Genomic DNA, 22,174 nt, shown 5'->3' on the forward strand with positions numbered 1-22,174 from the left:
AATCATTTTTATACATCTTTTTTAGTGAATATATACTACTATTTTAAAACAAACATCTCGACTTAAGAGCGCTCACAAATTAGCCTTCTACTATTTCAAACATATTTCCACTTACACAACTAATGAATAGTCCATTATTACCTTCCTCAATTGATACAATAAAATCTATTACAACAACATTTTTAGGAAGTTTAATTATATTTTTTACTTCGCCACATTCAGCATCAAGTATTATCAATTCTAAATTTGAAGTTGCAATGTAAATTTCTCCATCTTTATATAACAGAACCTCTGTAATATCATGTAGAGTAGTATTGTTCCAAAGCACTTTACCTGTTTGAATATTAATACCACAAATTCTGCCTTCTCCTAAGGACAATACCATCATCTCTCCGATAAGAAATGGAGGCAATTCAATTTCAAAAGACATATTTACTTCATATAACTTTTGACCGCTCTTATGATCATAACATTGTATTTGTCTACTTACCCCTTCATATCCATACTCAGTTCTTGTTAATAGTATTTTTGCTTCCTTTGATTCAATGCAAGAGTACCATACCTCATCAAAAGCTTTTTCAAAAATTAAGTTACAGCCTTCTTTTCCATATTCCCACTTTTGTAATACCTCCATTGCTACACATATAAAATGTTCATTAGTTAAAGTAACTGGTTCATTTGGATTACAATCTTCCATCATTTGTTTCCATCGTGTAGAAGCATCTAATAATTGAATGGCAATTGCAACATTACTATATGCATCAACTTCCCCATCTTCATCAAAAGGATTCCCTGCTAATACATAGTAATCTGTGCCAAGATGGCACTGCAATTTTTCTCCTCCGACTCGAACATTCTTTTCCCATACTTTTACTCCACTTTCAAGCTCTAATAAAACATTGTAGCCTTCTTGTGTAATAACTAGTAAACGTGGTAACTCTTCTCCCGTAGTTTTTACATCTTGTATAATATGCCCTTCTATTTCTAAATCCCATAGAAGCTCCCCACAACTTGATGAAATAGCGTACAATTTCGCCATACTTTCTCCAAATCTATTTGCATACCAAATAATTACGACACCATTCACAGTAATGCAATTACAATCTTCTACTATTGGAATACGGCACTGCCAAATCTCTTCTTTCGTTTCACTATCGAGTTTACGAATTCTGTGGTTATTTTCCTCTACATAAAAGATACTCTTCTTATCATGAGATAGTACTGGAGTAAATATCGGTTCAACCTCTCTCCCTTTTAAATACTTCCATTTTAATTCATACTTGTCACTTGTAGAATGATAAGTTCGATACATAATTTCGTCATTTCCATTTACAAGTTTAGGAACAAATGGATCAATTTCTAACATTCTATGGTAAGCATCTTTGATTCGAAAAGAATCAAATCCACTCATGTAAATCTGCCCTATCTCCTTTTTAAGAAACGAAAAGAGTACTCGTAAAAATTGCTCGCTATCAACACTAGCTAACTTCTTGCCTCTCTGATTAATAATGAGAAACTCCCCATCTTTCTTCTTAAATTCCATCTTTTTTTCATATTCATTTAAGAAAATTGTAGCGTCATCATATCTAAAGACCTCGATACAAGCGTCAAACAACTGACAAATCGGGTCTATTATGTCTGTTTTTTCTTGAAACACAATACTCTCATCTATACTAAGTACTATTTCTCCGGCATTTTCTATCGGCAGTTTATTTAGTTCGATTTGAAACTTTTTCATTATTTCCTCCCTCTATTGCGTGTTATCTAAACTAACTATAATATATGACATAAGATTCTTAAAACTATTATTTGAGGTGACCGAATATGAAGAGTACAATTTGGGCAGACGATGACTATTTAAAACTAGCACCCATTAACGATGAACTAATCAAAAAAGCAGAAGAAGTACTGAACGTAAAACTTCCAGAATCATATATAAACCTTCTAAAAGAACAAAATGGGGGAACTCTTCGTCTCGATGTTCACCCTACTTCAAAGCCAAATTCTTGGGCAGACGATCACGTTAATGTATCTGGTTTATATGGTATTTCTTTTAATGAAAATGAATCTAGTATTTTAGAGAGCCGCTATTTAATTCGAGAATGGGAAATGCCTGAGAATATCGTACTTTTATCTGGTGATGGACATACATGGATTGCATTAGACTATCGAAATGTAGCTGAAAATCCTCCAGTTATATTTATCGATAATGAATTTGAGGAAATTATTGAATTAGCACCTAACTTTGAAAGGTTCTTACAAAACTTAACTACTTATGAATATGACGAAGAATAAGCCTGGCTCTAAAAAGGAGCAAGATTTTATTACAAATTTACACGCCACTTTAAAACCACTCGGCTTTAAGAAAAAAAGACATACATTTTTCAAAGCTGAAAACGGATTTTATAAGCTCATTAACATACAAAAAAGCCAGTTTGGAGATGATTTTTATATAAATATAGGAGTTCACCCTATCGGTCTCCCGCAGCTTATTACGAACCAATTACAAATAAAAGAAAACATTTCAATATTCGCTTGCATTCTACAAACAAGAATAGAGCCTATACATATCAAACAGAACCAGCTATTGCACAATGTTTCACATGAAACTATCAACATTCCGAATTACCTTTCTACTATTTTCGACTGGTTTCAAACGTGGGCATCTTATGAAAATTTAGTGGAAATAAATATACATTCCATTACTCCGATACTAGCTGTCGTTCCAATATTAGAAGAAAAAGCATTTCTACTTCTTACCTGTTTTTCTTTCTACAAATTAAAACAGTACGAACAAGCTAATCGCTACTTACAACAATATTTACATTGCACCGTGCATCTGAATACCGAGGAAAAAGAGCCCATATTCTTTCACGAAGTTGATATGTATATGAAAAAACTAGTAGAAAGTACAATGTAATTTCACATTGTACTTTCTACTAGTGCTTTATATTCCTCTTGTAACTTTTTAAATCGTTCTTCATACTTTTGCATCTTCACAGTATCCGTTTTTGAATTAAGGACTGGCCTTCTTCTCCCAGTCACCATTATATTTTTCCCATCTATTGCATCGTTCATATATACGTAAGGTTTAAAAGACTCGCATACCGTATATGGCAATGCTACAGAGAGTTTTGCATACTCTTCCACTTTAAATTGATTAGATAAGCTTAACTCCTTTAAATTTTTCAATTGCATTAACGGTTCTAATGAATCATCTTTAACCTTTAAATTCATCAAAGTAAGCTTTTGCAACTGCTGTAATTCAGCGAGTGGTTTTAAAGTTTGTACTTTCATCGCTGTATTTATTCCACCACCCATATAGAAGGTATTAAGTTGTGTGCACTTACTTAAAGCACTTAAATCTTCTAACTTAGAAAAATCATCAATTAGTAAGGATTTGAGTTTTTTATTATAATCAATGTCCCATAACGTCTTCGCTTTTGTATTCCAGCACATATACAACTGTTGTAAATTAGACAATTTCTGAAGGCTACTTAGATCCTCGACCCTCATTTCGTACACGTATAATATATCGGGACAAACATACGTAAGAATATGATCAAACTGCTTTTGATTTACTGTGAACATCCATAACTTTTTAACTTTCAAAGATGCTAGTCGTTCTATATTTTTTGTTTTCCCCTCAATCGCTACTTCTTCTAAATCACCAGCTATACCTGCTAAGTCTTTCATAATCTTCGGCTGATCACCAATCGGAAACATGTTATCCCCCCTACAACTCCCAAGTAATATTCATTTCTTCAAATGAATCCTTACTAACTTCCAATCCTTTACTATCTTCCGTTCCAATCATTGCTACTTCTTCTTTGGACAACTTAATTTCCTCATTTGGACTTTGGATTTTTTTCTTATACACGAGTTGTAAAAGCTCTATTTGTTCCTCTGTCAGTTCATACTCTTCTTCTAGTCTTTCTATTGCTGATGCTGTATCAAGTAATGGAATTTCTAATAAAAATCCGCCGTGCTCTTCCATCTCTTCAAATGAATCAATTGAATACGCACCGCTATCCTCAATCCAAAATGCAGTTGTAATAAAAGGAACTGTTTCGCCTTCTACTTCTTCTAATACGTATTGAAGTGCTTCTTCTTTCGCAATATCTATTACTTCCGAAGGTGCCCCTTCAAAATAATTTTTCGCATCAATCCACTCATCAATTCTCTCGCTATTCACATCTTGAAGACATACAATCGTGTAATTCGGATGAAACGTAATTGTCCCTTGTCCGCCTTGGCTATCTTGCATACTATAGTTAAATCCATCCCATGAACTTTCATGTGAGAAATCTGGACAATGCGCTACATTAATTGCATGGGCAATCGAATTTAAAACGCATCCTTTCCATAATTGTTCTCTATCTATATGTAATTTATATTTACTCATCATCTTCCCCCATGCGCATATTTTTTTCTATTATCTTTCCTCTACACAATACTTGTAAATACTTTTCTATCTACTACAAAATAAAAAAGACAATACACCCCACTGTATTGTCCATTTTCTTCCCTACCATTTCTCTCTACACGTCTCAATTAAATGCAGTAAGTACCTCTTCGTCATATCTGCCCTTCTCCACCTTGAGAGCATTCTCTTTTCTTTTGGATTGTGCCGTATTCTCGCTACTTCTTTTAATAAGAGCTCCCATTCTTCCGCTGAACGTTCTGACAAGTATTGCAATCCTCTATCTTTTGAAACGATTGTTTTATAATCTAGTGTATATAAAATGCGTCCCATCGTAACGACAGCTGATTCTACCCACTCTTCTATAAAAAATAAATATGGCTTCTTCGCCTTTTCACTCCAGTACTGTTCTACGTTGTATTTCATCGTATTTACTACATCATTCCATTGTATTTGCAGCGGAAGATCTTCTGCTTCTTTTCCTGTAACTGTAATGCCTTGATTTTTCAACGTCCACCATGTGACCGCATTAATGTCCCAATGACCAACATTAGCTTTACCATCTGCACAATACACGTACTCGTTCATTTCATCATTGTATTTCCCTAAGTCAGCAAGCGGAATATACATACCGTCCATTCTTTTACCTAGCGTATTGTCACTAAGTTTCTTATGTAGTTCCACAAGCTGCTGTTTTTCAGCTTCATTCACGGAATCATTTATCACTGTAACAAAATCAACATCGCTCGTTTCCTTATGAAATGCACCTAGTGCGATGGATCCGTAAATATATACCCCGACTATTTTTTCATCCAAAAAAATTTCTTTTAATTCTACTGTGTACCGCTCCATTAACTGTTGTACTTCCGTTGGTAACGCATGCTTCACTCCATTTTTCATATCTATCCCTCCAATAAAAAAGCCTTTGCAAATTCGCAAAGACTTCTTGTTTTATAAATATTTCTCGATTTCTTCATAAACATCCTTCAAACGAGGATTTCCTTCTCCAACAATTTCTCCATTTACAAGAACGACCGGATAAAATAAATCTTCTTCCACTACTCGCTCAGCGAATGCTTTTTTATCTGCATCTTCTTGTTCTTCTTGGAAATCAATATACTCGAAATTAAATTTATTTTCTTGTCCTTCATATTTACGACCAATTGCCGCTTGTAACCATTCAAACGTTTCTGTTGAAGATGGCATTCCGACGCAGCTCGCACAAATTACTTTCGTCCCATACACTTGAACATTAACCATTTCTTCTCCCCCACTTCTTGTCCCAACAGTATATTCAGATGTCTTATTACATAAGCACATCATTTTACAAACTTATTCCATACCCCTATACTGAAAAAACACGATACAATATTTCGACAATAAAACAAGAAGAGAAAAAATAGATTTTCCCCTCTATCTTGATTATAATAAAACTGATGAAAGGAGTCGATAAAAATGGAAAACCCACATATGCAAGAACAAGTATTAGAAGTATTAGATAAATTACGTCCATTCTTACTTCGCGATGGCGGAGACGTTGAATTAGTAGACATTGAAGAAGGTATCGTAAAACTACGCCTTATGGGTGCATGCGGAAGCTGCCCAAGTTCTACAATCACACTAAAAGCTGGTATCGAGCGCGCGTTACTTGAAGAAGTACCAGGCGTTATCGAAGTAGAACAAGTATTTTAATTAAAAGCGGAAGCGGCTCGTTCAGAACAGGAGGTCATTGGAGCTCCTGACGAAGAGGCGCTTTTTGCCTCACAGGAAGGCGCGAAATGGCCGACTGTTCTAGCCGCTGGAGCTAGATATTAATCTAAAAGCGGAAGCGGCTCGTTCAGAATCGCCTTCTAAAAGGAGACCAAATTTGGTCTCCTTTTTTTATTCAAATCACATTTATCCGTTAACATCATAAAACAAAATTGGAAATCCTTCTCAAAAAATGCGATAATTAATACTATATAGTGAATCGTTCACACATATACAGTAAAAAAACATAGGGGGGACGACAGATGCCAAAAATGGGGAACACTTTTGTAACAATCCAAGAACTAGAAAAGAAAAAAGAGTATTTATTAGGCCTTTCATCCGTTATACCAACATGGAATACAAGCTATCAATTTTTATTTAAAGAAATCCAGCAAGAATTATTGGGTAAAGTAAATGAAAAGCTCGAAAGGCATCAATTCGTTTTAAATATATGTACAGATCAGCAGGTAGGGGCATAATGTATTACATAAAATTGTGGTATATAAAAAAGAGACCTCACTCGGTCTCTTTTTTATATTTTTAAGATAACCAATCTAATTTTCTAATCCCGAGCTTATCTACTGGTAAACGAAGTGAGCCATAAAAGTGCTTCATAAATTGCTCTGAGCGGTTCACATCGTGTAAAATGGCTTCTAAGCGATCTCTATATATGCTTTTTTGTTCTTCGTTTCCAGTTTGATAATATCGTTCGACCGTTTCAAAATAGTGAAGCGGGAACAGGAGCCTTGCAAATAATAAACGCCAACCAAATGAGGACAGCGAGTAATTCCGTTCATAATCTGTAACAAATTGAACGATTGTTTGATCCCAGTCTTTCTTTTTTTCAATCATCATATAGCGAATCCATTCTGCTATATCTCGAGTTGGGTGATCATACACCCAATCAAAAGGAAGTTTGAGACGCTTCGTTTGATGCCATAATAAAGGTGTGAATCGTTCTTGGCAAATTGTCGCTGCATCCGTTAGTTGCGGCGTATCATCCATTTCTGTATCAACAACATATTGAATGGCATTTTCTGCAACTCCTAAGTAATACGGGAAGGATTCAATAAACAATTGATCGAATACGTCTGTAGGGTGGTTCATCACTTGTGATTGCCAAAACTTTTCTAACTGATCGAGTCTCTTTTCCCATAACGCTTTCCATTCACCAATGCGGCTTAATTGCTCGATTTCTTCTGGAAAGAATGCACCTCGTTTATGGAATATAGAAAGTTCACTCCCTAATGACGTAGCATGTCGTTCTAACGCTCGCATACCTTTTAATAAGCAGTAATTTTGTTCTTCTATCTCACTTACATAGTAGCCGTGTATAGTTGGAACGAAAGTCGCTACAGTTATATCCCCTTGCTGGTTCATATAGTCACTGAGCTTTTTCATCTCTACAAGTACTTCTTCCTCCATTTCTCCAATTGGAACAAGTACATAAATTTTGTTGCGAATCCAAAAGCTTTTATAGGGGCCAAGGGGGATTAATTCTTTAACATGCATGTGATAATGCTCATAAATATGCTGAATCATCGCAGTCGCCACCTATGGTTTTTCTTTATATATATGAGCTTGTGCTCGCCTTTCATTCCTATGCACATGATAAAGCAACGAAACGTATACAAATACTAAAAAGAAAAAAAGGTGATAAACATGAAAGAATCAAATCAACTACAAGAAAGAGCATTACAACTATTACAAGAACGTGGTGTAACAATTGACGATATTGCTGAACTTGTTCATTTTCTTCAAAAAAAATATCATCCAAATTTAGAGATGTCAGAATGCCGTTACAATGTAGAACGTGTACTATCAAAACGTGAAGTACAAAACGCACTGATTACTGGTATCGAGCTTGATGTCCTTGCTGAAAAGGGAATGCTAAGTGAACCGTTACAAGATATTGTAAAACGTGATGAAGGCTTATACGGAATTGATGAAGTTATCGCACTTTCTATCGTAAACGTGTACGGCTCTATCGGTTTCACGAACTTTGGATATATTGATAAATTAAAACCTGGTATTTTAGAATACTTAAATGATAAATCAACTGGAAAGGTGCATACATTCCTTGATGATATCGTTGGCGGAATCGCTGCCGCTGCTTCAAGCCGTTTAGCGCACCGAGCTGAGCACTCAGAATAATAATGTTTTCTAGGCCGTCAGTTTCATGCTGACGGCCTTTCGTATTCCATAAGCATAAATTCTCTTCCGCGACTCAAAAAAATAGTCCCTTGTTTAAATCCGATATTTTTATATAACGTAATCGCTCTTGTATTAAATGTTGCTACGCTTAATCGAAACATTTTTGCATTAAACTCTTTCGTGGCAAACGCTATTCCAGCTTGGAAGAATTCTTTCCCTATTCCCTTCCCAGTTAACGCCGGCTTCATGCCAAGTCCGATATCAATCACATCTTCTCCACCATATAAATTAGCATCTCTTCCACCTGGCACTTGTGCATTTGCTCCAAAACAAAAATAACCGATGAGGTCTCCTTGATCGTCACAACAGCCATAATACGTTCCATCTAATAGCTCTTCTATTACTTCTTTCTCGCCTGAAAAACTATATAAACTATAAGGTTCCTCGTACGTCCACGTATTTATCTCCATCGCTTCTTCTTTTGTTAACACATGTATATCCAACCTTCTCACTCCTTATCAAATTTCTATATATTTACTCATTCATTTTTCACATTAAATTTCCCTCTAATTGCAATATGCAGAATTACATACGCACAGCTATTAAACAGATGGTACAATTTATTTGAATCGCTGTTGCTACACTTCTTGATTAGAGAAAAGGCGTTAAAACGGAAATTAGCGTCTTATCAACCTCAAGCAATTGGCACATTTTGTCATCTTAAAAGACACTCGAACGAGTGTCTTTTTTTCTATATCCAACAAGGACTTACTCATTTCAAAGTATAAATACATAAAATAATGTAAATCATGACACGCATGAATCACTTTCTAAAAGTTATAAAGTAGATTCAAAATAAAAAAGCACTCTTAACTAGAGTGCTTTTTACTTTCAAACAAGGAGGCTACATATATGGATAGTACTCTCGTATTTAACTTTGGCATTGGTATTGTTATCATTTTATTCGTCTTCTTTGTACTTTGTATGAGCGGGGTATAAAAAGGCGATTTTCGAGCGTCTTTTTATACATACATATGTATTACTTGACTTCTATAAAAGTAGTAACCATAATAGTTACAGAAATACAAATAGCTATTCACATATCCACAAATAGGAGGAAGAAAAATGAAACATGTAATCGTTTATGCACACCCGAATACAGAAAGCTTCAACCATGCGATTTTAGAAACGGTAAAAAGTGAATTAGAAGGAAAAGGTCACGAAGTACGCGTTCGCGATCTATACGAATTAAACTTTAATCCAGTATTAGGCGCTTCCGATTTCATCTCATTTTCTCAAGGAAATACACCAGAAGATATTAAAGAAGAACAAGAACATATCTCTTGGGCTGACAGCATTACATTCATTTATCCAGTGTGGTGGGCGGGACTTCCTGCTATTTTAAAAGGATACGTTGACCGTGTATTCAGCCATGGATTTGCTTATGCTTACGGTGAAAACGGCATTGAAAAGTTATTAAGCGGTAAAAAAGGATTGTTATTATGTACAATGGGCAATACGAAAGAGGCATACACAGCAGGCGGCATGTTTGATGCAATGAAGAAAACAGCGGATGTTGGTATTTTTGAATTCACAGGTATTGAAACAATTGAGCATACATTCTATACAAGTGTCCCTTCTGTGGATAATGATGTGCGTAAACAATATCTTGAAGAAGTAAAAGACGTTGTGAATCGTGCATTCTAATAAAAAAACTCCGGCTTTAACAACCGGAGTTTTTTTATTTCATCATTAATTTCGGAATATATCTTTGAAGAATGCTTTCTAATTCATTCATATCTTCCTGTCTAATAAGTAAATTCACATTGTCATTCATTTTTTCTCGCCCGCGATATAAAAATATATTTTCTTTTGGATTTTCCCATGTTGATGTTTTATAGCCTTTCAATTCTTCATATGAATAAAAGTTTAATCCATCTATTACACCTTTTTCATATATTTGTACACTTTTAATAAGATGTATAGCTATTAAAGTCATAAAACAACTTGCTACAGCATGAATACCTAGCTGAATAAAAAACTGTTCAACTGTATCAATATCGCCACTTACGTACTGAGCATATATATACATACATTGTCCAATGAAATATGCTGGTCCAAGTAATGCAATCCAACGTCTTTTCACCCGAGGATACATTGCAATAAGTTTTCCTGCGCTTTTTTTCATTTCATTTATTATATATATTTTCCATAGAACAAAGAACAAAACGCATAATGTAAAAACAAGCATAATACATGACATCCAGTACATTCTTATTCCTCCCTTATATCAATACATTTAAATTTTACATTCCGCATACCTATAGTACATATGCAATTATGCATAAAAAATGCAGGTAACCTCTTCCGGCTACCTGCATTTCATTACATCTTCTCAATCCACTCCGTCAAGTTATGCACAACTTGCGTCGGTTGAATTTCGTATTCTGTTAACTTCTCCACAGTTGTGACTCCAGTGTGGACAAGAAGCGTATGCATACCAGCATTTATTCCTGCTAAAATGTCTGTATCGTAGTTATCCCCAACCATTAATGCTTCATTCTTTTCTATGCCAAGCACTTTCAAAGCTTGTTCCATAATGATTGATTCTGGTTTTCCGATAAAGATTGGATCCACACCTGTTGATACTGCTACAACTGATGTTAATGAACCATTACCTGGTAATAATCCTCGCTCAGTTGGGATGGCAATATCCCCATTTGTAGAAATAAACGTTGCGCCATTACGCACAGCAAGACACGCTTTTGCTAATTTTTCATATGTGATGTCACGATCTAAACCCACAACAACGAAATCAGGATTTTCATCCACAAGTTCAAATCCTTTTTCCACAAGTGCATCGTGTAAGCCTTCTTCACCAATCATATATACAGTTGCGTCTTGTTTACGTTCATAAATAAAGTTCGCAGTCGCCATACTCGTTGTGAATACTTGCTCTGCTTTCGCTGGAATATCGAAACGAACAAGCTTTTCTGCTACCTGTTCCGGTTTGCGAGTTGAGTTATTCGTAACGAATAAATATGGAATGCCGCGCTCTCCTAATGCTTTTACGAAGTCGCTTGCTTCTTCAATTTGTTCTTCTCCGCGATACATCGTACCGTCTAAGTCAATTAAGTAACCTTTATACATCGATTATGTCTCTCCTTCTATGCTAACGTTCTCACCTTATCATACCACTCTTATATTACCCGCTTTTCCAAAAGAAAAAAACGCTTTACCTTAAAGCGCCCCATAACGTTCATTTTTTCTCTTTTATTTGGTAAGAACAACTACAATCGCCCTCGCACATATTTGCTAGCGTTTTCACTTCTGCGTTCGTAAATAAACGCTTATACATTTCTTTTTCATCTTCACACACTTGCGGGAATCTCTCGGCAATTTCCTTTAACGGACAGTTTTGTTTTTCAATTACGAAAGATTTCTCTCCATCTCTCTTTATTTGAACCATATAACCATTTTTCTCTTGCATAGCTGCTATCTCTTGCACTTTATATGCTAAATTCTTTTGATTACTCACTCTCTTTTGTAACTGTTCTTCCATTCGCTTCGTTCTCTCTTTTAAAACGTAACGAAGTATTTTTTCATCGCCCATTCGAGCTAAATCTTCTAGCATATCAATCGCAAATTGCTTATACTCTTTCGGGAATGTATCTTCTCCCTTTTCGCTTAATCCATACAAATAAGTTGGTCTTCCGACATGTTGCCTTACCATCTTAGAATAAATGAGTCCGTCTTTCTCAAGATTACTTAAATGTCTTCGAATCGCCATTTCTGTAATCTCTAAAACGTCAGCTAGTTCCGCTACCGTGTGCTCTCCCTTTACTTTCAACAATTGTACAATCTCGTCTTTCGTAGTACGTGCTTCCCCCATACTTCACCCTTCTCCCTTTTCTTTCTCACATACAATATAAGATCCCCAAAAGGCATTCTCTGGGGATCTTATAAGCATAATTATTCTGGTACAAATGCAGATACAGGTCCTAATTCCTTTTCTAAATAACTGCGAATATTTGCTGGGTATTTCTCTACCACTGCAATATGTTTTTGAATCGTCTTATATAATTCATCATGATTCATTTGAATATAATCTTGCGTAAGCATTTTTCGAAGAAGGATAATTTCTTTCATCCCTTGTCCATCTTCTTCACTTATCACTCGCTCGTCCATTAAAATATCAATAATATCTTCATAGCTTCCTGGATCACGCATAATAAATCCATCAATCATCGCATTTCCTACATCTAATACACAATCAATAATAAGATGGGCTATGCGCTCTAATGCGTAAAATTCAAACTCGGTTTCATATATCTTTTTCTCTTGAAATGTACTTGTTGCTCGTTCTAAACATACTAGCATTTGTTCTATTTTCTTTCTGTCTACAAAATACATGAATGTCACCTACCTGGAAATTAAAGCATTTACATTTTAATTGTAACGCTTTCTTCTGAAAAAATCGACAATTTTTCGAATTCACCTTTTCTCCGTTATTTGTTATAGTTATATTTGTATGATTTTTGAAATTGGAGGAATGGAATCTTGGAACGTGAACTCGCACTAGAAATTGTCCGTGTAACAGAAGCAGCAGCCTTAGCATCCGCACAGTGGATGGGCCGCGGAAAGAAAAATGAAGCAGATGATGCAGCAACTACAGCAATGCGTGATATGTTCGATTCAGTAAACATGGCAGGTACAGTTGTAATTGGTGAAGGAGAACTTGATGAAGCACCGATGTTGTATATTGGTGAAGAACTAGGAACAGGTAATGGTCCAGAAGTAGACATCGCCGTTGATCCATTAGAAGGTACAAACATCGTTGCAAAAGGTCTTGCAAATGCAATGGCAGTTATTGCAATCGCAGACAAAGGGAACCTTCTTCATGCTCCTGATATGTACATGGAAAAAATCGCGGTTGGTCCAAAAGCAGCTGGTAAAATTAGCTTAGATGATCCAATTGAAAAAACAATTGAAATTGTAGCAGAAGCTAACAATAAAAAGATTCGCGATCTAACAGTTATCGTTCAAGAACGTGAACGTCATCAAGATATTATTGACCGTGTTCGTGCAAAAGGTGCACGCGTAAAATTATTTGGTGACGGTGATGTTGGTGCGTCAATCGCAACAGCACTACCTGGAACGGGTATCGACTTATTCGTAGGTATTGGCGGAGCTCCAGAAGGTGTTATTTCTGCAGCAGCATTAAAGTGCCTTGAAGGTGAAATGCAAGCTCGCTTAGTTCCAATGAACGAAGAAGAAGAAGCTCGTTGTCGTGAAATGGGATTAGAAGATCCTCGTCAACTTCTTATGTTAGATGACTTAGTATCTGGGGATGATGCAATCTTCTCAGCAACTGGTGTATCTGCTGGTGAGTTATTAGACGGTGTTAAATTCCTTGGCGGAGACTTAGCTGAAACATACTCTATCGTAATGCGTTACAAAACAAGAACAGTACGATTCATTAAAACGCATCACCATTTAGATCATAAGCCACACTTAAACTTAGATATTTAATAAAAGGAGCCATGTGTATGGAAGAACGTTTCTTTCTGTACGACGACACTGTCGCTACAAAAACTCGTTTCGTTAGCTTTATGGGAGAAAATGAGCGTCATGATTTAGCGCTATTATACTCCGATCGTCATTACGGTAAAACAATTGTCCTTGATATGCAGCGTAATAAATTCGCAATCATCGGCGCTGACGATTTAAACGAACCAGGCTACTTAGAGCACGCATTTTCTATGACTGAAGAAATTGCAGAAGAATTACGCTCATTTTTATTTGAACTTATATAATTTATCTTAGGCACCAGCTTTTTAGCTGGTGTTTTTCATTATAATTATTTTAAATTTTCAATCTTTTAATTATAATTAAGAATAAATCTATTTGGATGAACACTCCCCCACTTAGCAAAGCTTGAAGTGGGGGTTTCTAACGTTTCGACCTAACGGACGATTAACGTCAGGGGAGTTAACACATTAGCGAGCTGTTTCACACCTAACCCCTCTATCCCATTTGTCCATGCATTTGGGATTACTTTTCGTAAAATGTTAGCCGCAGCATTTACATCTGCATGAATTAAAGTTTTATTTGCTGAACAATATATGCCGCGCTTTATTCGTTTTCCTGAAAAAGTTGTATTTTGGTCATTTTCTCCATACGTTGGAATGAAGTCGTTATCCAGAAAACTTGCTTTCGATGTATATGATTCTTCAGTTACAATAACTTGAATGCCTACAGCATTTGCTTTGTATGTAATCATTTGAATCAATAAACTATGTGGGATATGACAAAACGATTGGTTATTTCTTTTTCCCATATTTGTTTCTTGTTTCCAACTTTTGTTTTGACCAATAACGATTTTACAAACATCTTCTTCTTGTGCTAGTTTTACGATATGGTGACTAACTTTATGGAAGACGTCTTTTATTTTCAAGTAACGTTTTTGATGAAGTTTTTCTATCCTTTTAGAAGTAAAAGGTCCTTCATTCGTTTGTTTTCCATTTCTAAGAATGCTTGTAAAATGACTCTTCATTTTGTTGTAATATTGATTTATGCTTTTGACATGTTTGCCCTTAACAAGGACAGGTTTCATACCTGTGTTTGTTACGATGGTTGCAAGGTTATCAATACCTAAATCAATACTCATATAACGAGCATTCTCTTCAATAATTTGTTGTTCAGAAGGAACATCAATTACCAATTCCACTACATATTCATTGTATTTTGGAATCACACGAACTTGTTTCAGTTTACCTTCAGTGAAACCTAGTTTCCCAATATTTAATTGCAATTTCGTCTTTGGAAACTTTAAAAATCTACTGTTTTTAATGATGCAATCTTGGTTTGTATACAGAATCTCTTTTTCAGAAGAACGAATATACTTTGGAATCCTAGGCATTCCAGCATATTTGTTTGGATTCTTTTTATAGTCTTTTAAACTAGCAAAAAAAGATTTCCAATTTTGGAACACACCTTGCATGATTGACTGGCTACATTGCGTAGGCAAAGCTCGATAATCATTTTGAATCATAGCCTTAAATAGTGCATCTAGAAAGTTGTAATCTACATAAGGTTTTTCAAAATTAGGTTCTGAAAACAAATTACATGTAATCTCTTTCTGTTCTTCTTTAGGCTTTAATTTCTCTTTTTCCAATTTCTTCTGATAGGCAAGAAGTTGTGTGTCATTCATCTTACCAATATTTTTATGAATATGATCCAGAACTTCTTTTTGCAATGGCTGTAACTCTTTTTCTTGTGTTAATCCAGTGTACACCTGGCGTATATAAAAGTTTGTAGTGTTGTACATATTCTTAGCGTTATGACAACATTCTTGAAAATAAGAATACATACGATGCCCTTTTTTAATCCAAATTTGAAGAGTTTTATAGTTTGATGGATTTTCTTTTGCCATTTTATTCACCTCCTTGTTAAGGATATTATAGTAAAAAAGAACATACGTTTCTGTTTTTCTCAAAAATAAAATATTTCTTTCGATTCACCTCACCACCTTCACTTACGTTTAGAGGTGGGGGTCCTCTCGAAAGGCATGATAGAAAGGACGTTTACGACGTATGCCAACAACTACTTTGTAATGGACCAGCAATTGGATAGCATTACTCTCAAAAAAGCACCGTGCTTTTTCAAGGGAGTAGTCTGCCCATTCCCATTACAAAGGAGCGTATTGCATCTGTAGTATGATGTTTACGGAGGTTCCTCTTTGGGGACCTCCTTTTATTCTTGTCTTTTTCTCATGCCTTCATACTACAAGACATCCAAATAGCTGTATTACGTTCCTTTACCACTACTATAAGAGGTGAAGGAAAATGCAGAAAGTACAACTTTCTTGGAGTTTATATGAAAACGAGCAAAACACAATCGAAAAATATTGTAAAAATTGCAGACGTACTACCCTATTTACCGACACAAATATTCGTAGGCATAACGCCAACGGAAAAAACATATACCGCTTTGCCATTTATAAATGTCCGAAAGACCATACGTGGAATCAAAAACTTCGTATTTATAAAGCATTTACTGATCACGTTGAAACAGTCGATATGACGCAGCAGGATCAGCCAGAAACAACTACTACCATTTCCATTACGCAACATCAAGAAAGCGGCATAACCGAAATCACGATCGTATTAGATATTGTTTTCGGTTCCCACCGCATCGATAAAGCCTTATCCACATATATTTCCGACTGGAGCCGTACACGCATTGTGGATAAAATTAAAAATGGGGATATTCAATTAAACGGACAACAAATGAAGCCAAATACAATACTTTCTGAAGGCGATCATATCTCGATTTGTTTGTAAGCAAAAATATGCAAAAAATCCTCTTACAATTGTAAGAGGATTTTTTTATTTCTTCACTTTTCGTAATACAAAATGTGCGCAACCGAAGTTACAGTACTCGTATAAATACTCCGTTAACGTACTAATTTTCGTATCATATGTCGCACGTTGGTTACTATCATCAAAGAATCCGCGCAATCTAAGTTGCTCATATCCCCAGTCCCCAACGATGTAATCATATTTATTTAAAATTTCTGCATAGCGCTCTTTAAATGCTTCTTCACTAAAACCGTCACGAAAGTTTTTAATTACTTCGTACTGAACATTATTAATGCTCACCGTAACATGAATCTCTTGCTTTTGCTCCATCATTAACTTCCTCTCTAAGCATTCTTCTTTTTATCGTATCACAAAGCATAACAACCAACAATTTCAAATACAAAAAATTGCAAATTAGTACATGCTATGGAGAAGGAGGTGATACATCGTGAAAAAACAAATTTTACTTTCCCTTCTCACTCTTTCCTTATTTGCAGGCTGCCAATCAGCGAACAAAGCTGAAATGGAACGTGAAGAAGGAAGCCGTGTTCTTGTTTCCAATAAAAACGACATGTATCATACGGAAAATACAAATACAAGACTCACAAGAGTCGGTTATTCTTCTAAACAAAAGCATGAAGTATCTAACAAACAAGTAGGGGCCATTAATCGCGAGAAGGTCGCTGAAATGATTACAAGCATGACAGTCAAACTTCCTGACGTTACAAACGCTGCTACACTCGTTACTGATGATGAAGTGTTCGTTGTATACCGTGCAAACACAACGGATCCAAAACTCGTAGCGGATCAAGTATATAGAGCTGCTTTGTCCATCGTTCCTCGCTATTATAAAGCATATGTATCAACAGACCAAAAGTTGATTTCTCAAATTCAAGGGCTTCAATCTGGCGCATTAAATGATACAGAATATACACAAAGCCTCGATATGTTAAAACGAGAAATGAGTAAAAATCCTCATTTGAACAATACGGGAGATCAGACTTTGAATGATATGATTAAAAAGTAAAACAGGTGGAGAAAATCTCCACCTGTTTTACTTTTTATTTTTTATTACGATCCGCATAAACCTCCATCGCATCACACATAAACTGCGCTAATCCCTCACCAAACTTATCGATATTTTTCGTAAAACGCTCATCAGCGACGTACATTTGACCGAGTCCTTTAAAAGCATCTAACGAATATTCACCGAAGTTTTGCAAGTAATCGTACCATACTTTAATAGCTGCCTGCGCCTCTTTAGAATCTGGTGCATCGTGTCTAAGCGTTGCTAAATTTCTATAAATAGCATTAAACTCCTCTTGGTTCTCTTTTGACATACCTTTTGCATATTCGTTCGCTTTATCTACAGCTGCGTCTCCCCATTTTTTACGTGCTTCTTCTTCATATGGGTTATGGCTGAAATCGAATCCTTCAAATTTCTCTTTATTCGTCATTTCAATCTCTCCTTTTGTATGCTGAATTGTTTTATCAATCGTCGCAATCACCTTATCTAATCTGGCACGCTTTTCAAGAAGCATCTTCTTATGAAGCTGTAGTGCCTCTTCGCGATCAAATGATGGACTCATGATAATCTCTTTAATTTTCTTCAAAGGGAAGCCAAGCTCTTTAAAAAACAAAATTTGCTGCAATGTCTCTAAATTTTCATTGGAATACAGACGATATCCAGACTCTGTCGTCTCGTCTGGGGTTAACAACCCAATTTCATCGTAATGATGCAGTGTGCGCACACTAATTCCAACTAAATCAGCTACTTCTTTTACTCTCATTGTCATTTGTATCTCCCCCTTAGTACATACGATAAAGTATGACGCAACGTTAGAGTCAATAAGTAAATTCATTTTCTTTCTAAAAGTTTCATCTCTCCCCTATTTCATGCATAATAGATATGTACATATATTAGAAAGCGGTGAAAGTATGGTTTCAAATACTGTAATTGCCAGCATCATTTTTCAACTCATTGTCTCGATTCTGGTCCCAATTATCGTACTCGTTTATTTCCGTAAAAAATATAATATGAATTGGAAAGTGGTCGGCGTTGGTGTTCTTATATTTATCGGATTCACCCAAATTCTTGAAACACCATTCCACCTATTTATGCGCGGTAATCCAACAATCGCTCCATTTTTAGAAAATCCGTTTGTCTTCGCATTTTATGGCGGATTGACTGCTGGTATTTTTGAAGAATTAGGACGCTTCGTTGCCTTCTTCTTCTTACTAAAAAAATATCTAGAATATAAAGATGGCTTCGCTTATGGAATTGGTCACGGCGGAATTGAATCTATTTTAATTGGCGGTTTTTCTGCATTACAAGCATTAATCTTTGCTAATTCTATTAACGATGGTAGCTTCGCTCGACTGATTGAACAAAAACCCGAGCTTAGCATTTTACAGGACATGTTAATTCAGCAACCTGCCTACTTATACTTCCTTGGTAGCTTAGAAAGAATTATGGCACTCGTGCTTCAAATCGCCTTTACAATGCTTGTTTTATACGCAGTCAAACAGAAGAAATATATCTTCCTAGTATACGCTATACTATTCCACGCATTTGTAGACTTTTTCGCGGCACTTTACCAAACAAAAACAATCAATATCTTTGTTGCCGAAGGAATTACCCTTCTCTTCACAATTGGGGCTGTCGTTCTTATTCGCAAGATGAAAGCGAAATTAATGAGTGTGCCGGAGTAAAAAATAACCCACCGATTGGTGGGTTATTTTTTATGGATTGTCGCAATGGTGATAGCTTTTTCCTTCTTGCAGCTCCCTCTTTGTTTCTGCATCTATAACGATGTACTTATGAAACTCTTCTACTTCATTTTGAGAAAAGGAAGCGAAAAAATAAACTTGGCGATCAGGATGAACAAAAAAATCTTGAAGCATCACACTACTCCGACAACCCATGGTTGTTTTTTGTAGGAAAGAAAATTCCTCATCAGCCACTTCTTTAAATAAGATTTTTTTCCGAACACTATATGCTGCATTATTGTATTCTTTATAGATTTTCTTATCTAACTGTTTATAAAAAACATCCTCACTCACAAATGACTTATTTCGATTGCTTGGATAATTTAGTTTTTGATTCGACTCTGCATAAGTTGTGGACAAGTGTATAAAAAAACAAAGACTAAATACAATACATATCATTTTATTCATGATTGCACCTCAAATGTTCATTATCCACATTACTTTTCCACATATTTAAATCAATATGCTGTTTCCAATAAAAAGGAATTATTTCTACATTTGTCGAAGTATATAGCGTCAACTTGAAAGATGGGGATGAATTATGAAGAAAATTATTGTAATACGACATTGTTCAGCAATTGGGCAAAAACGTGATGATGAATTAACGACCGATGGAAAAGACCAAGCAAACACCCTTGCTACATTCCTCTTAGAAAATACTCTACAAATCGATCATATTATTTCAAGCCCATTTGTCCGAGCTATCGATTCCATTCGGCCCTATGCGCTCCAAGCTAACTTATCTATCCAAGAAGATGAACGATTAACTGAACGCATATTGAGCAACATTCCAATGGATGATTGGATGCAAAAACTAGAATCTACTTTTACAAATATAGATATTGCCTTTTCAGGCGGAGAGTCAACAAAACAAGCAACAGACCGGGCCCTATCGCTTATTCAAGACGTTTTACAATTAAACCATACGACAACACTACTTGTTACACATGGCAATTTACTTACGCTCATTTTAAAGCATTTTGATCATACGATTGGCTTTAATGAATGGAGAACTCTAACGAATCCTGATATTTACGAAATTACAATCGACGAACAATGTATCATAAAACGCTTATGGGAAGCATCGTCCAAGTAATATCCCTTTCCAAAACATTCAGTTGACGCCACGAGAAGAGACTGTTCTAACAATAGAAAGGGGTATCATTTCATATGTACGAAGACGTACTTGCTTTACTACATAAAACAAATGTTTCTTATGAAAAATTCGAACACGAACCAGTACTCGATTATGAGACCGATCGGATCGTACGCGAGAGACTTGGCTTACAAGGCACTCCAAGTAAAAGCTTATTTTTAAAATCAAAGTCTGGAGATTATTACGTATTTTTTACGTTAGAGGGCACAAGGCTCAACCGGGGAGAGATGAAAGAACTATCAGGAGAACGCTTATCTCTCTGTTCTCCTGATGAACTGCGAGACAAAACTGGTTGTACGCCGGGATGTGTGGCTCCTTTCGGATATTCACACGATGTAACAATTATTGTGGATAACGCTATTTATACGTACGATAAAATTTTAATTACACCTGGTGTTCCTGAATTTACAATTGAATTATCCACAGAAGAATTAAAAAAGATTTTATTAACATGTCCAAATACCGTTTTAGAGTACAAACAAAAAGAGAGCTAATCATTAGCTCTCTTTTTTTCATTATTTAGCTTCTGCTGTTTTTTCTTTTGCAGAACGTACTTGCTCGTCCGCATGGTAAGAAGAACGCACAAGTGGGCCAGCTTCACAGTGGCTAAATCCTTTGCTAAGTGCAATTTCTTTAAGCTCTGCAAATTCTGCTGGTGGGTAATATTTAAGAACTGGTAAATGCTTCTTAGATGGTTGTAGGTATTGCCCAAGAGTTAAAATATCCACATTGTTTGCACGTAAGTCATCCATTGCTTCAATTAAATCTTCTCTCGTTTCACCTAAGCCCACCATAATGCTCGATTTAGTTGGAATATCAGGCTGCATTTCTTTCGCTCGACGTAAAAACTCTAATGAACGTTCATATTTTGCTCTAGCGCGAACTCGGTCAGATAATCGACGTACTGTTTCAATGTTATGGTTTAAAATATCTGGTTTTGCATCCATTAACATTTTTAAGTTTTCTTCTACTCCACCCATATCAGATGGTAATACTTCGATAGACGTGAATGGGTTTTTACGACGTACTGCGCGTACTGTTTCAGCAAAAACAGCTGCTCCCCCGTCCTTTAAATCATCACGTGCAACCGCTGTTATAACAACGTGCTTTAAGCCCATTTGTACTACTGAATCTGCTACGCGTTCTGGTTCTTGTAAATCAAGCTCAGTTGGTAAGCCTGTTTTAACCGCACAAAAACGACAAGCACGTGTACAAACCGCACCTAAAATCATAAATGTTGCTGTTTTTCTTACAGCCCAGCATTCATGAATATTCGGACATTTTGCCTCTTCACAAACGGTATGAAGATTCTTAGAACGCATCATTTTCTTTAAGCCTGTATAGTTTTCATTCGTGTTTAACTTAATTTTCAACCATTCGGGCTTGCGCTTATATTCTGTTTGTTTTGTCATGGTTATCAACTCCGCACAATATGAAATAGTTTACCGTGTTCGCTTCTTTCAATGTAACATATCTATTCTAACGTATGAAAGCGATTTGCTCAAATGAAGATTCTAAGATTTTTTCCAATCGTTCCCTATAATGAAATACTCCGTATAT

At 35.8% G+C, this 22,174-nt stretch carries 29 protein-coding genes; 13 read left to right on the plus strand and 16 right to left on the minus strand.

The features are described from left to right. Positions 1-79: 79 nt before the first annotated feature. Positions 80-1,738, minus strand: a complete 1,659-nt coding sequence (locus ACUL40_RS17055; protein WP_445422808.1) for an outer membrane protein assembly factor BamB family protein — start codon at positions 1,736-1,738, stop codon at positions 80-82. Positions 1,739-1,824: 86 nt separating this feature from the next. On the opposite strand from ACUL40_RS17055, the gene ACUL40_RS17060 reads away from it, so the two are divergent. Both ACUL40_RS17060 and ACUL40_RS17065 read left to right on the plus strand, forming a co-directional pair. Continuing rightward, positions 1,825-2,295, plus strand: coding sequence for an SMI1/KNR4 family protein (locus tag ACUL40_RS17060; RefSeq protein ID WP_002184004.1), 471 nt, complete (start codon positions 1,825-1,827; stop codon positions 2,293-2,295). Then, positions 2,282-2,920: a DUF4304 domain-containing protein gene (locus ACUL40_RS17065; RefSeq protein ID WP_063220579.1), complete on the plus strand. Its 639-nt coding sequence runs from the start codon at positions 2,282-2,284 to the stop codon at positions 2,918-2,920. Before ACUL40_RS17060 ends, ACUL40_RS17065 begins: the two co-directional genes overlap by 14 nt. A gap of 2 nt (positions 2,921-2,922) precedes the next feature. Here ACUL40_RS17065 and ACUL40_RS17070 read toward each other — a convergent pair whose 3' ends face one another. The 4 genes from ACUL40_RS17070 to ACUL40_RS17085 form a co-directional block, all read right to left on the minus strand. Next, entirely contained in the window at positions 2,923-3,726 is an 804-nt protein-coding gene (locus ACUL40_RS17070; protein WP_000483944.1) for a leucine-rich repeat domain-containing protein, read from the minus strand. 10 nt (positions 3,727-3,736) lie between these two features. After that, positions 3,737-4,405: a hypothetical protein gene (locus tag ACUL40_RS17075; protein ID WP_061457841.1), complete on the minus strand. Its 669-nt coding sequence runs from the start codon at positions 4,403-4,405 to the stop codon at positions 3,737-3,739. A gap of 123 nt (positions 4,406-4,528) precedes the next feature. Next, positions 4,529-5,323, minus strand: coding sequence for a nucleotidyltransferase domain-containing protein (locus tag ACUL40_RS17080; RefSeq protein ID WP_000788486.1), 795 nt, complete (start codon positions 5,321-5,323; stop codon positions 4,529-4,531). A gap of 51 nt (positions 5,324-5,374) precedes the next feature. Next, positions 5,375-5,683, minus strand: a complete 309-nt coding sequence (locus ACUL40_RS17085; RefSeq protein ID WP_000248588.1) for a YuzD family protein — start codon at positions 5,681-5,683, stop codon at positions 5,375-5,377. 195 nt (positions 5,684-5,878) lie between these two features. Here ACUL40_RS17085 and ACUL40_RS17090 point away from each other — a divergent pair, with 195 nt between their 5' ends. Both ACUL40_RS17090 and ACUL40_RS17095 read left to right on the plus strand, forming a co-directional pair. Then, positions 5,879-6,115: a NifU family protein gene (locus ACUL40_RS17090; protein ID WP_000431159.1), complete on the plus strand. Its 237-nt coding sequence runs from the start codon at positions 5,879-5,881 to the stop codon at positions 6,113-6,115. 320 nt (positions 6,116-6,435) lie between these two features. Then, positions 6,436-6,651, plus strand: coding sequence for a hypothetical protein (locus tag ACUL40_RS17095; RefSeq protein ID WP_001125507.1), 216 nt, complete (start codon positions 6,436-6,438; stop codon positions 6,649-6,651). A 61-nt stretch (positions 6,652-6,712) separates the two neighbouring features. Here the strand turns inward: ACUL40_RS17095 and yutH are convergent, their stop codons facing one another. Further along, positions 6,713-7,714 (minus strand): spore coat putative kinase YutH, encoded by a 1,002-nt coding sequence (gene yutH, locus ACUL40_RS17100; protein ID WP_000614215.1) that lies wholly within the window; start codon positions 7,712-7,714, stop codon positions 6,713-6,715. A 120-nt stretch (positions 7,715-7,834) separates the two neighbouring features. Between yutH and ACUL40_RS17105 the strand changes: the two genes are divergently transcribed. Further along, positions 7,835-8,326: a phosphatidylglycerophosphatase A family protein gene (locus ACUL40_RS17105; RefSeq protein ID WP_000665103.1), complete on the plus strand. Its 492-nt coding sequence runs from the start codon at positions 7,835-7,837 to the stop codon at positions 8,324-8,326. A 23-nt stretch (positions 8,327-8,349) separates the two neighbouring features. Here the strand turns inward: ACUL40_RS17105 and ACUL40_RS17110 are convergent, their stop codons facing one another. Next, positions 8,350-8,829: a GNAT family N-acetyltransferase gene (locus tag ACUL40_RS17110; protein ID WP_000351222.1), complete on the minus strand. Its 480-nt coding sequence runs from the start codon at positions 8,827-8,829 to the stop codon at positions 8,350-8,352. A 622-nt stretch (positions 8,830-9,451) separates the two neighbouring features. Between ACUL40_RS17110 and ACUL40_RS17115 the strand changes: the two genes are divergently transcribed. Continuing rightward, positions 9,452-10,033, plus strand: coding sequence for an NAD(P)H-dependent oxidoreductase (locus ACUL40_RS17115; protein ID WP_445422807.1), 582 nt, complete (start codon positions 9,452-9,454; stop codon positions 10,031-10,033). Between the two features lie 34 nt (positions 10,034-10,067). Here ACUL40_RS17115 and ACUL40_RS17120 read toward each other — a convergent pair whose 3' ends face one another. The 4 genes from ACUL40_RS17120 to ACUL40_RS17135 all read right to left on the minus strand — a co-directional run bounded on the left by ACUL40_RS17120 (position 10,068) and on the right by ACUL40_RS17135 (position 12,739). Then, complete coding sequence (locus ACUL40_RS17120) at positions 10,068-10,598, minus strand: hypothetical protein (RefSeq protein WP_000289908.1); 531 nt, start codon at positions 10,596-10,598, stop codon at positions 10,068-10,070. 113 nt (positions 10,599-10,711) lie between these two features. Continuing rightward, complete coding sequence (locus ACUL40_RS17125; RefSeq protein WP_079004620.1) at positions 10,712-11,476, minus strand: TIGR01457 family HAD-type hydrolase; 765 nt, start codon at positions 11,474-11,476, stop codon at positions 10,712-10,714. Between the two features lie 109 nt (positions 11,477-11,585). Next, positions 11,586-12,218 (minus strand): helix-turn-helix transcriptional regulator, encoded by a 633-nt coding sequence (locus ACUL40_RS17130; RefSeq protein ID WP_000503345.1) that lies wholly within the window; start codon positions 12,216-12,218, stop codon positions 11,586-11,588. Between the two features lie 80 nt (positions 12,219-12,298). Beyond that, positions 12,299-12,739: a DUF86 domain-containing protein gene (locus tag ACUL40_RS17135; RefSeq protein WP_000274006.1), complete on the minus strand. Its 441-nt coding sequence runs from the start codon at positions 12,737-12,739 to the stop codon at positions 12,299-12,301. Between the two features lie 147 nt (positions 12,740-12,886). Here ACUL40_RS17135 and glpX point away from each other — a divergent pair, with 147 nt between their 5' ends. Then, complete coding sequence (gene glpX, locus ACUL40_RS17140) at positions 12,887-13,858, plus strand: class II fructose-bisphosphatase (RefSeq protein WP_000439090.1); 972 nt, start codon at positions 12,887-12,889, stop codon at positions 13,856-13,858. A 17-nt stretch (positions 13,859-13,875) separates the two neighbouring features. Further along, positions 13,876-14,142: a DUF3055 domain-containing protein gene (locus tag ACUL40_RS17145; RefSeq protein ID WP_000392606.1), complete on the plus strand. Its 267-nt coding sequence runs from the start codon at positions 13,876-13,878 to the stop codon at positions 14,140-14,142. Positions 14,143-14,291: 149 nt separating this feature from the next. On the opposite strand, the gene ACUL40_RS17150 is transcribed toward ACUL40_RS17145, so the two are convergent. Further along, on the minus strand, positions 14,292-15,761 hold the full coding sequence (locus tag ACUL40_RS17150) for an RNA-guided endonuclease InsQ/TnpB family protein (RefSeq protein ID WP_079004619.1): 1,470 nt from the start codon (positions 15,759-15,761) through the stop codon (positions 14,292-14,294). 412 nt (positions 15,762-16,173) lie between these two features. Between ACUL40_RS17150 and ACUL40_RS17155 the strand changes: the two genes are divergently transcribed. Beyond that, positions 16,174-16,671, plus strand: a complete 498-nt coding sequence (locus ACUL40_RS17155; RefSeq protein ID WP_001174567.1) for a hypothetical protein — start codon at positions 16,174-16,176, stop codon at positions 16,669-16,671. A 45-nt stretch (positions 16,672-16,716) separates the two neighbouring features. Here ACUL40_RS17155 and ACUL40_RS17160 read toward each other — a convergent pair whose 3' ends face one another. Beyond that, a complete protein-coding gene (locus ACUL40_RS17160; protein WP_139372047.1) occupies positions 16,717-17,019 on the minus strand; it encodes a YutD family protein in 303 nt (100 codons plus the stop codon). A 118-nt stretch (positions 17,020-17,137) separates the two neighbouring features. Here ACUL40_RS17160 and ACUL40_RS17165 point away from each other — a divergent pair, with 118 nt between their 5' ends. Continuing rightward, positions 17,138-17,716: a YhcN/YlaJ family sporulation lipoprotein gene (locus ACUL40_RS17165; protein WP_000744132.1), complete on the plus strand. Its 579-nt coding sequence runs from the start codon at positions 17,138-17,140 to the stop codon at positions 17,714-17,716. Positions 17,717-17,750: 34 nt separating this feature from the next. On the opposite strand, the gene ACUL40_RS17170 is transcribed toward ACUL40_RS17165, so the two are convergent. Further along, positions 17,751-18,485, minus strand: coding sequence for a MerR family transcriptional regulator (locus tag ACUL40_RS17170; protein WP_000178781.1), 735 nt, complete (start codon positions 18,483-18,485; stop codon positions 17,751-17,753). Positions 18,486-18,585: 100 nt separating this feature from the next. Between ACUL40_RS17170 and ACUL40_RS17175 the strand changes: the two genes are divergently transcribed. Further along, a complete protein-coding gene (locus ACUL40_RS17175) occupies positions 18,586-19,401 on the plus strand; it encodes a YhfC family intramembrane metalloprotease (RefSeq protein WP_420951731.1) in 816 nt (271 codons plus the stop codon). Positions 19,402-19,431: 30 nt separating this feature from the next. Here the strand turns inward: ACUL40_RS17175 and ACUL40_RS17180 are convergent, their stop codons facing one another. Then, complete coding sequence (locus ACUL40_RS17180; protein ID WP_001038433.1) at positions 19,432-19,866, minus strand: hypothetical protein; 435 nt, start codon at positions 19,864-19,866, stop codon at positions 19,432-19,434. A 133-nt stretch (positions 19,867-19,999) separates the two neighbouring features. Here ACUL40_RS17180 and ACUL40_RS17185 point away from each other — a divergent pair, with 133 nt between their 5' ends. Together ACUL40_RS17185 and ACUL40_RS17190 are read left to right on the plus strand one after the other, a co-directional pair. Beyond that, on the plus strand, positions 20,000-20,554 hold the full coding sequence (locus ACUL40_RS17185; RefSeq protein ID WP_074047571.1) for a histidine phosphatase family protein: 555 nt from the start codon (positions 20,000-20,002) through the stop codon (positions 20,552-20,554). Positions 20,555-20,628: 74 nt separating this feature from the next. Beyond that, entirely contained in the window at positions 20,629-21,108 is a 480-nt protein-coding gene (locus ACUL40_RS17190) for a YbaK/EbsC family protein (protein ID WP_000272746.1), read from the plus strand. A gap of 21 nt (positions 21,109-21,129) precedes the next feature. On the opposite strand, the gene lipA is transcribed toward ACUL40_RS17190, so the two are convergent. After that, the gene (gene lipA, locus ACUL40_RS17195; protein ID WP_000166372.1) at positions 21,130-22,026 is read right to left on the minus strand and encodes a lipoyl synthase; all 897 of its coding nucleotides are present in this window, start codon (positions 22,024-22,026) and stop codon (positions 21,130-21,132) included. Between the last annotated feature and the right edge of the window lie 148 nt (positions 22,027-22,174).

The sequence above is a fragment of the Bacillus sp. KNSH39 genome, from assembly GCF_052656585.1.

What these genes read in the sequence shown, in the direction of transcription:
- ACUL40_RS17055 (WP_445422808.1), bottom strand. Translation starts at nt 1,738, where the DNA reads ATGAAAAAGTTTCAAATCGAACTAAATAAACTGCCGATAGAAAATGCC.
- ACUL40_RS17060 (WP_002184004.1), top strand. Translation starts at nt 1,825, where the DNA reads ATGAAGAGTACAATTTGGGCAGACGATGACTATTTAAAACTAGCACCC.
- ACUL40_RS17065 (WP_063220579.1), top strand. Translation starts at nt 2,282, where the DNA reads ATGACGAAGAATAAGCCTGGCTCTAAAAAGGAGCAAGATTTTATTACA.
- ACUL40_RS17070 (WP_000483944.1), bottom strand. Translation starts at nt 3,726, where the DNA reads ATGTTTCCGATTGGTGATCAGCCGAAGATTATGAAAGACTTAGCAGGT.
- ACUL40_RS17075 (WP_061457841.1), bottom strand. Translation starts at nt 4,405, where the DNA reads ATGAGTAAATATAAATTACATATAGATAGAGAACAATTATGGAAAGGA.
- ACUL40_RS17080 (WP_000788486.1), bottom strand. Translation starts at nt 5,323, where the DNA reads ATGAAAAATGGAGTGAAGCATGCGTTACCAACGGAAGTACAACAGTTA.
- ACUL40_RS17085 (WP_000248588.1), bottom strand. Translation starts at nt 5,683, where the DNA reads ATGGTTAATGTTCAAGTGTATGGGACGAAAGTAATTTGTGCGAGCTGC.
- ACUL40_RS17090 (WP_000431159.1), top strand. Translation starts at nt 5,879, where the DNA reads ATGGAAAACCCACATATGCAAGAACAAGTATTAGAAGTATTAGATAAA.
- ACUL40_RS17095 (WP_001125507.1), top strand. Translation starts at nt 6,436, where the DNA reads ATGCCAAAAATGGGGAACACTTTTGTAACAATCCAAGAACTAGAAAAG.
- yutH (WP_000614215.1), bottom strand. Translation starts at nt 7,714, where the DNA reads ATGATTCAGCATATTTATGAGCATTATCACATGCATGTTAAAGAATTA.
- ACUL40_RS17105 (WP_000665103.1), top strand. Translation starts at nt 7,835, where the DNA reads ATGAAAGAATCAAATCAACTACAAGAAAGAGCATTACAACTATTACAA.
- ACUL40_RS17115 (WP_445422807.1), top strand. Translation starts at nt 9,452, where the DNA reads ATGAAACATGTAATCGTTTATGCACACCCGAATACAGAAAGCTTCAAC.
- ACUL40_RS17120 (WP_000289908.1), bottom strand. Translation starts at nt 10,598, where the DNA reads ATGTACTGGATGTCATGTATTATGCTTGTTTTTACATTATGCGTTTTG.
- ACUL40_RS17125 (WP_079004620.1), bottom strand. Translation starts at nt 11,476, where the DNA reads ATGTATAAAGGTTACTTAATTGACTTAGACGGTACGATGTATCGCGGA.
- ACUL40_RS17130 (WP_000503345.1), bottom strand. Translation starts at nt 12,218, where the DNA reads ATGGGGGAAGCACGTACTACGAAAGACGAGATTGTACAATTGTTGAAA.
- ACUL40_RS17135 (WP_000274006.1), bottom strand. Translation starts at nt 12,739, where the DNA reads ATGTATTTTGTAGACAGAAAGAAAATAGAACAAATGCTAGTATGTTTA.
- ACUL40_RS17145 (WP_000392606.1), top strand. Translation starts at nt 13,876, where the DNA reads ATGGAAGAACGTTTCTTTCTGTACGACGACACTGTCGCTACAAAAACT.
- ACUL40_RS17150 (WP_079004619.1), bottom strand. Translation starts at nt 15,761, where the DNA reads ATGGCAAAAGAAAATCCATCAAACTATAAAACTCTTCAAATTTGGATT.
- ACUL40_RS17155 (WP_001174567.1), top strand. Translation starts at nt 16,174, where the DNA reads ATGCAGAAAGTACAACTTTCTTGGAGTTTATATGAAAACGAGCAAAAC.
- ACUL40_RS17160 (WP_139372047.1), bottom strand. Translation starts at nt 17,019, where the DNA reads ATGGAGCAAAAGCAAGAGATTCATGTTACGGTGAGCATTAATAATGTT.
- ACUL40_RS17170 (WP_000178781.1), bottom strand. Translation starts at nt 18,485, where the DNA reads ATGACAATGAGAGTAAAAGAAGTAGCTGATTTAGTTGGAATTAGTGTG.
- ACUL40_RS17175 (WP_420951731.1), top strand. Translation starts at nt 18,586, where the DNA reads ATGCATAATAGATATGTACATATATTAGAAAGCGGTGAAAGTATGGTT.
- ACUL40_RS17180 (WP_001038433.1), bottom strand. Translation starts at nt 19,866, where the DNA reads ATGAATAAAATGATATGTATTGTATTTAGTCTTTGTTTTTTTATACAC.
- ACUL40_RS17185 (WP_074047571.1), top strand. Translation starts at nt 20,000, where the DNA reads ATGAAGAAAATTATTGTAATACGACATTGTTCAGCAATTGGGCAAAAA.
- ACUL40_RS17190 (WP_000272746.1), top strand. Translation starts at nt 20,629, where the DNA reads ATGTACGAAGACGTACTTGCTTTACTACATAAAACAAATGTTTCTTAT.
- lipA (WP_000166372.1), bottom strand. Translation starts at nt 22,026, where the DNA reads ATGACAAAACAAACAGAATATAAGCGCAAGCCCGAATGGTTGAAAATT.